We start from the raw sequence: 6607 nt of genomic DNA, 5'->3' as shown, positions 1-6607 counted from the left end.
CCATAGAAAATCATTCCAATACAACCAATAACCATCTCGGAAGCAGGCTGCCGATCAGCTTTCATAAACTGCCGGTTTTAACACTCCGATATAAGGCAGATTGCGATAGCGCTCAGCATAATCAAGTCCGTAACCCACTACAAACGCGTCAGGAACTTTAAAGCCGACGAAGTCTGCTTTAATGTCCGCTTTTCTTCCGCTTGGTTTATCCAAAAGGGTAACAATCTTAATTGATTTTGCTTTACGGTATCGGAAGAGCTCTACTAGATAACTTAAGGTTAACCCACTGTCGATGATATCTTCAATAATTAAGATGTCCCGGCCCTCTACAGATGTATCCAAATCTTTAATGATTTTTACTTCTCCAGATGAAACCGTAGATTTTCCGTAGCTTGATACATCCATGAAATCCATTTCCAAATATGTATCAATATGCTTGATAAGATCCGCCATAAAAGGAAGAGCTCCTTTTAACACACCGATTGCCAACGGAAATTTATCTTGATACTCGCTTGTTAAGTCTGCACCTAACTCTTTTACTTTCTCTTGTATCTCTTCCTCTGAGATCAGAACTGTTTCAATATCATGTTTCATCATGATTATGCTTGCCCCCTACACTTTTCATGCTGTCTATATTGTAATACAATGCGGTCACTGTTTGGAATCACAAGATCTTCAAAAATGGATTTTTTCAAGCCCGGTATCCAGATAATTTCACCGCTTGCATCCGTCACAACCGGCCAGTTGTCTCTTTCTTGCAGAGGCAATTTCTTATCAATAAATATATCCTTTACCTTTTTCGAGCCGTTCATCCCTTTTAGTTTTATCCGATCGCCGGCTTTTCTTGTCCGGATCGTCAAGGGAAATCTCACCTTATCTTGACTTGTAATAAAAACAGAATTCCCATGACCTTCAAGAGATTCCGCGTTACGCTTTGCCTCTATCAGAAATCCGTTTGGGAGCACTGCCGTCTCATCGGCAGCTCCGCTTATTTGATATTCAAAGGGAACATTTTTGCACTGCCATTGTTCAAATGTAAACAAACATGTCTGATATGATTTGACCACCTTCAGTCCTTTCGGAAAGTCCAGTACTCCTGAAGGACCGCCCTTATCCGCCCAATCTAAAAACTGCTGAATATGATGAGCTGAAAAGGATGATGGAACGTTTTCATAAAGATAGTTTAATATTAGTTGAACTCCTCTTCTTTGTAAAGGCATCGGGAGGGCAAGCAATTGAGAGGAATTGATTTCAACTGATATTTTAGACTGGCTTGTGATTACTTTATTCATTTCTTCTTTCGTTAATGACTGTAAGAATTGCTCATCTTCAGTCAGTGCTTCGCTTACTTTCTGAAACCTTTTATGCACATCCGGTGATTCCTGTTTCAAAAAAGGGAGCACTGCTTTTCTGAATCTGTTTCTAGTGTAATCATCTTTGGCGTTGCTTTCGTCCGTCCGGTAGCTCAAAGCGTTTTCATGGCAATAATGAAGAATCTCTTCTTTTGTAATGGCTAGAAATGGTCTGATCATCTGTCCCGTTTCAAACCGTCTTACCGGCTGCATGCCGGCAAGTCCAGCTCCGAGTATGCCTTTGGCCAGTCTCATAAGCATTGTTTCAACCTGATCATCTCCATGATGAGCAAGTGCAAGATAATCCGCTTGATGCTTGGACATCACTTCCTTAAAAAACTGATATCGGCAATCACGGGCAGCTGCCTGCTTGTTGAGACCGTTTTTCTCAGCATACGCAGTTACATTGATTTGAGCCGTTTCACATTTGATCTGTTCAGCCTCACAATATGCTTGGACAAAACGCATGTCTTCCTCAGATTGTGCCCCTCTGAACCGGTGGTCTACGTGAGCCGCAATCACATTGGCTGAACGGCCGTATAACGCATGAAGCGCGTGAAGGAGAGCCATCGAATCCGGACCGCCGGAAACGCCTACAATAATTGTCGCCCCTTTTAACGTAAGATTGTGTTTGATAAAAAAATCTTTGACACTGTTCACAATGTCCTCCTCACAATGAGCAGGTATTTTAAAGATATTCATATCCTATCACTTTCAATCCTTCCAAGCAAAGAAGAAGCATGGGTATTGCAGATTGCGGCTGTCAAATAAGGAAAAAGATAATGTAAGCGAAATAAAGCGCCAAAACACTGATTACGATAAGAGCGGTTTCGAATAACCCTCCGGACTTAGCGCCCTTCTTTTTAGGTGCATATCTCGTCTGTGTTACTTTTCCCTGGCGCATTTTTTGCTGTCTTTGTCTTGAGATAGGTTGCGCCGAAGTTGGCGTTTTTCCGGCCTGTTTTCTTTGCGCTGCCTTTTGCCCTGCTGCGAGCATCTCTCTTTTCATCTCGTCAGCGGAATCATAATGGCCATTTAAAGCAGAAATAAGCACTTTTTTATACTTTTGCAACACCGGACTGCCTTCGATTAAAGATCGCAGCTGTTCCTTTGGCTGGCTTGTTTTTTTGAATTCCTTTTTATGTACACAGTTGATCATAATCATAGCAACCGCAAACAAGTCGTAAGAGGGCTCTGCTTTTCTTGTCCCATACCCCCAATATCCTCTGTCGTAAAACTCGGTATACTCTTTTATCGCTCGGCCCTCCTTGGTTGTTCCGCCTACATCTATGCAGCGGATTCTGGCTGGCGGACCGGTGACAATCAGATTATCCGGCTTAAGGTCGCCGAATATCCACCCTTGCTGATGAAGCACGGATAAGCTGGTTAACAGCTGAATCATCAAGACCGGAATCCATTCTGCTCCTTTGTCACTGACGAATTGTAAAAGCAGCGGGCCTTTTATGTATTCCATTGCATAAAATGAAACCTTTGTATTAGCACTGGGAATAAAGGCATCATCAGTGTCAAAAAAAGAAGGCCCCATCGTTACGGACTGGGCCTTTGAAAAAGATTTTAAGACATTCACTTCAGAAGTAATAGACAGGCTGTCATCGCTTACCTTTAAGGCAACATGTCCATCTGATGCTTCTGCCAAATACACAATTCCATTGGCCCCTTTTCCAAGCTGTTTACGCAGTGTGTAAGTATTTCCATTCCACTTGCCCTTTACTCTCGTTCCCTGCTTGAGGCTACATGCCAAACTCGTCAAAGTGTCGTTCATCATCTGCCAGCATGCTCCTTCTTGAGCGGATTTTTTCGAATTGCTGTGTCGCTTCACGAATCGCCGGACCTGTCGGCGTGATGCCGCCTGTCGATAGCTTCGCAAAGAGTGTGGAAAGAGATTGCAGCTTCGGTGTCCAATTTAGCACAAGCTCGACCTCCTGTTTTTTCCCGGGAAATATACACATCGCAAATTCGTTATTCCCTATTCGGGAGTTAAGACTCACGGACAAGTCAATCAGTGCTTCTTTCACTGTAGGGAGCTTTGGCGCCATACTAGCGCTTGTATCAACGAGAACCAAAACCTGAAGATGCACTGTTTCTCCCAGTTCATCTACCACTTCCATGACTTCGCCGCGTTTTTCCGGAGAAAGCTCCTCCATTTCCACATTCTTTCCCAGGATTTGCTTCAGTTCTTGATTCACTACCCCTTGCAGGGTTTGCGTCATTGCTTTTTTTGTTACCATCTGAACCGTTTGCGAAAGCTGTGATGCGTAGACGACCTGATGCACGCCGCCTCCAGCAAGCGCAATCCCTTCAACTTCTTTCATAGCCTCGTGGTCAATTTTGTTTTCTTCCATTATACCTATGACATTTACTGTAATCCCTTGCTCTTTAGCAAAAGCAGCCATAGCAAGCGGATCTTCACCATGATTTGAGCAGCCATCCGTTATCAGCAGAATTTGATTTAAACGTCCGTTGTTCACATTCATTCCTCCTGGAGAATACGATGATTCTCAGATTCATATAGTTCCATCTTCGCCAGAAGAAAATTGATTTATACGGAAGCGTTATGAAATTTCTTGTTTGCTTTGAAAGATGGCCGGAACGGGAATAGACGCCCACTTTGGTGTATTGTGATCAATTCGGACGACAACAACCGTCATATCATCATCAATTTGGCCTGACCTTGTGCGAATCACTTCCTCCATGAGTAAGTCAGCAATTTCCTGCGGATCATCTGTTTTTAACCCTTTCATTTTGCGCTTCATCCATAAATCATGGTTTTCCACGTGTTTAGGGCCTTCGAAAATACCGTCACTCATCATGATCAGGAGGTCTCCCGCCTTCAGCTGCTCACTCACAACCTCAACGTCGAATTCGTTAATAATGCCGATTGGCAGATTGCTCGCTTGGACTTTCATCACCTGCTCACCCCGTTTGATAAAGCTCGGTGTTGATCCAACCTTTAAAAACTTACAGCTCGCATCCTGAAGGTCGATAATAGAAAGATCGAGCGTGGAATATATTTCATCCGTTGTCCGCAGAGACAGTATGCTGTTGATTGTTTTGATTGCTATTTTTTCATCTATTCCTGATTCAAGGATCTTTTCAAGAAGTTTAATCGTTTCATTGCTTTCAAAGTGAGCCCTCGCGCCATTGCCCATCCCGTCACTGATAGCAGCTGCATATTTTCTTGCGCCCAGCTCCATCATACTGTAGCTGTCGCCGGAGACAAGGCCGCCGCCCTTCGCTGCATGAGCCGCACCCGTAGACACTCTGTACGATTTGGTTGAGCCAAACGCGACATGGCTGTATCCATTTGGATGCGGAGAATGCTGCTCGGCTTTCACAAGAACTTGCTCTTCCAAAATGTCAGAAAGCATAGGCGCTATGATTTTTTCACTTTCTCCATGCCCGCTGAATGGGATTGTCATTTCAATATCAATGTTTCCCTGTTCAAGGCTGTAAATCTCCACCTGCTGAATCTCTATTCCAAAATGCTGAAGAGCCTCAATAATTTGTTCTTCTTGGATAAAGTGCTGCTCCCTCTCCCTTTTTATTTCCCGAGAAAAGTCTGCCATGACCTCTGAAACACCTAAGAGCTGTTCAGCCACAAGCCGCCTGCTGTCCTGCACTTTTTTCTTAAGGGTTAAATGCGCATGATGATAGGCAAGTTCATCCTCTATCAACTCTTCAACCTGACGCGATTTAGAGCAATACTGGTGAAACTCTTTTTTCAGCCTTCGGTTTGAAGCATACTCTTTTTCCTCTGTTTCAAGCATAACTTGTTTCATTAAATCATATGTTTTATCAAAGTTCTGAACCCAGCACCTGTTTTTCTTGTAGCACGTTTGACAGGAATGCTCCGTAATTTTACTTAAAAACAGATCGACTTCGCTGTCATCTGTTTGTTCGTCAGACGCTTGATAAAAGGTTGCAAAGCTTTCTGACAATGCATGAAATACATTGGAGAACTGATCCACCTTTTGAGCAGTGACATCTCTGATTTTTCTCGCGTATTGCTGCTGCTCCTGAAGATGTTCCACAGTACCCGGAATATATCTCGCCACTTTTCTTGTGATGGACTGAGGCGTAAGCAGAAACAGGCCGACTGCTATCAATGACTCATAGAGCGTTGTCATCAGACCGGCAGAGCCTTCTCCATATAGAGAAATAAGAAGCGATCCGATAATCAGCCCGATTGCCGCACCCGCTTTTTTTCCTTCTTTCAGCAAGCCGCCTAATAAGCCAGAAAATGCGAGCAGACTCATTTGATAGAGATTTCCGATATTGGCTAAGCCCAGAATCAAACCTGTCACGACACCTACTGTACAGCCGATGCTTGCACCGCCGATGAAGGAAAAGCTTAATACAACATAACGGGCCAGGATATGTTCTGCCTGCATCCCTTGATAGGACAAGCCTGCAAGTCCAGTCAGCACCGAAGCAATCAGAATCATAAAACAAATGATTTCTTCTATTTTTAAGGATTGTTTTACTTTCTTCACTGTGAAAATCGGAAGGCTTTGGAGGAAAATCAGCGTTAAAATAAAGGACAGCCCCGCTTCTACAACAGCCATCACATAATCATAGGTTGTAAACGCGCCATTCTGAGCGTAAACAAAACCCGCTCTTGCCGCCGCCATGGAGAAGAACACGACAATCGGAAGGGCTTTCACACGATCATCTGTGATGAAGGATGCTACTTTAGAAAACACGAAGAATGCAAGCAACGCCGCTAATATGAGTAATGAGTGCTTCGGAGAAATTGTCATTGCACCTGCAAGCACAGCCAGCACTGCATACAGCGCCTTGTCTCTTCTGATCAGAAGCATTGCCCCAAAGAAAGGAAGGGCGAAAGGAAGGACCTCGGATAATATGAAAGCTCGTCCAAGCAAAAACCCGATGACGACATAAATGAATCCTTTATAGAAAAACAGTGAATGCAAATGATGAGTCACCAGCTTCGCTCCCCTGTTAAAAAACGATTGGAGTTTTTCAAAAGCTTGTCCCGCCATTGGCCCGTTCACTCTTCTTTCTGCTTTTTCCATTTCTCTCATCTCCCACCTGTTATATTCGTTGCCTGTCATTATAGCGAAAGCACAGATAGGATTTTGTCAAAAGAAGGTAAGTATACCAAAGAAGTCTTCGACGGTTTCTGCCCTGAAATTCGTTTATGCGGAGAATTTCCAGAAAGATGTCTAAAAATGAAAAAAATCGGTTTCTGTTACAGAAACCGATTTTTCAGT

The 6607-nt window shown here is 43.5% G+C and carries 5 protein-coding genes; all 5 read right to left on the bottom strand.

The features are described from left to right. Positions 1 to 54: 54 nt before the first annotated feature. The 5 genes from hpt to spoIIE all read right to left on the bottom strand — a co-directional run bounded on the left by hpt (position 55) and on the right by spoIIE (position 6409). Positions 55 to 597 (bottom strand): hypoxanthine phosphoribosyltransferase, encoded by a 543-nt coding sequence (hpt, locus tag CJU60_RS19960; protein ID WP_038954341.1) that lies wholly within the window; start codon positions 595 to 597, stop codon positions 55 to 57. Between the two features lie 2 nt (positions 598 to 599). Continuing rightward, the gene (tilS, locus tag CJU60_RS19955; protein WP_095714738.1) at positions 600 to 2012 is read right to left on the bottom strand and encodes a tRNA lysidine(34) synthetase TilS; all 1413 of its coding nucleotides are present in this window, start codon (positions 2010 to 2012) and stop codon (positions 600 to 602) included. A gap of 103 nt (positions 2013 to 2115) precedes the next feature. Further along, entirely contained in the window at positions 2116 to 3138 is a 1023-nt protein-coding gene (locus CJU60_RS19950) for a protein kinase domain-containing protein (RefSeq protein ID WP_095714737.1), read from the bottom strand. After that, positions 3104 to 3841 carry a vWA domain-containing protein gene (locus tag CJU60_RS19945; protein ID WP_024123631.1) on the bottom strand — a complete coding sequence of 246 codons (738 nt, stop codon included), beginning with the start codon at positions 3839 to 3841 and terminating at the stop codon, positions 3104 to 3106. The genes CJU60_RS19950 and CJU60_RS19945 overlap by 35 nt, the downstream gene beginning before the upstream one ends. An 84-nt stretch (positions 3842 to 3925) precedes the next feature. Beyond that, positions 3926 to 6409: a stage II sporulation protein E gene (gene spoIIE / locus CJU60_RS19940; protein WP_024123630.1), complete on the bottom strand. Its 2484-nt coding sequence runs from the start codon at positions 6407 to 6409 to the stop codon at positions 3926 to 3928. Between the last annotated feature and the right edge of the window lie 198 nt (positions 6410 to 6607).

The sequence above is a fragment of the Bacillus sp. 7705b genome (assembly GCF_002289525.1).
Classification (GTDB): domain Bacteria; phylum Bacillota; class Bacilli; order Bacillales; family Bacillaceae; genus Bacillus; species Bacillus halotolerans.
This window is presented reverse-complemented; position numbering and strand designations above follow the sequence as displayed.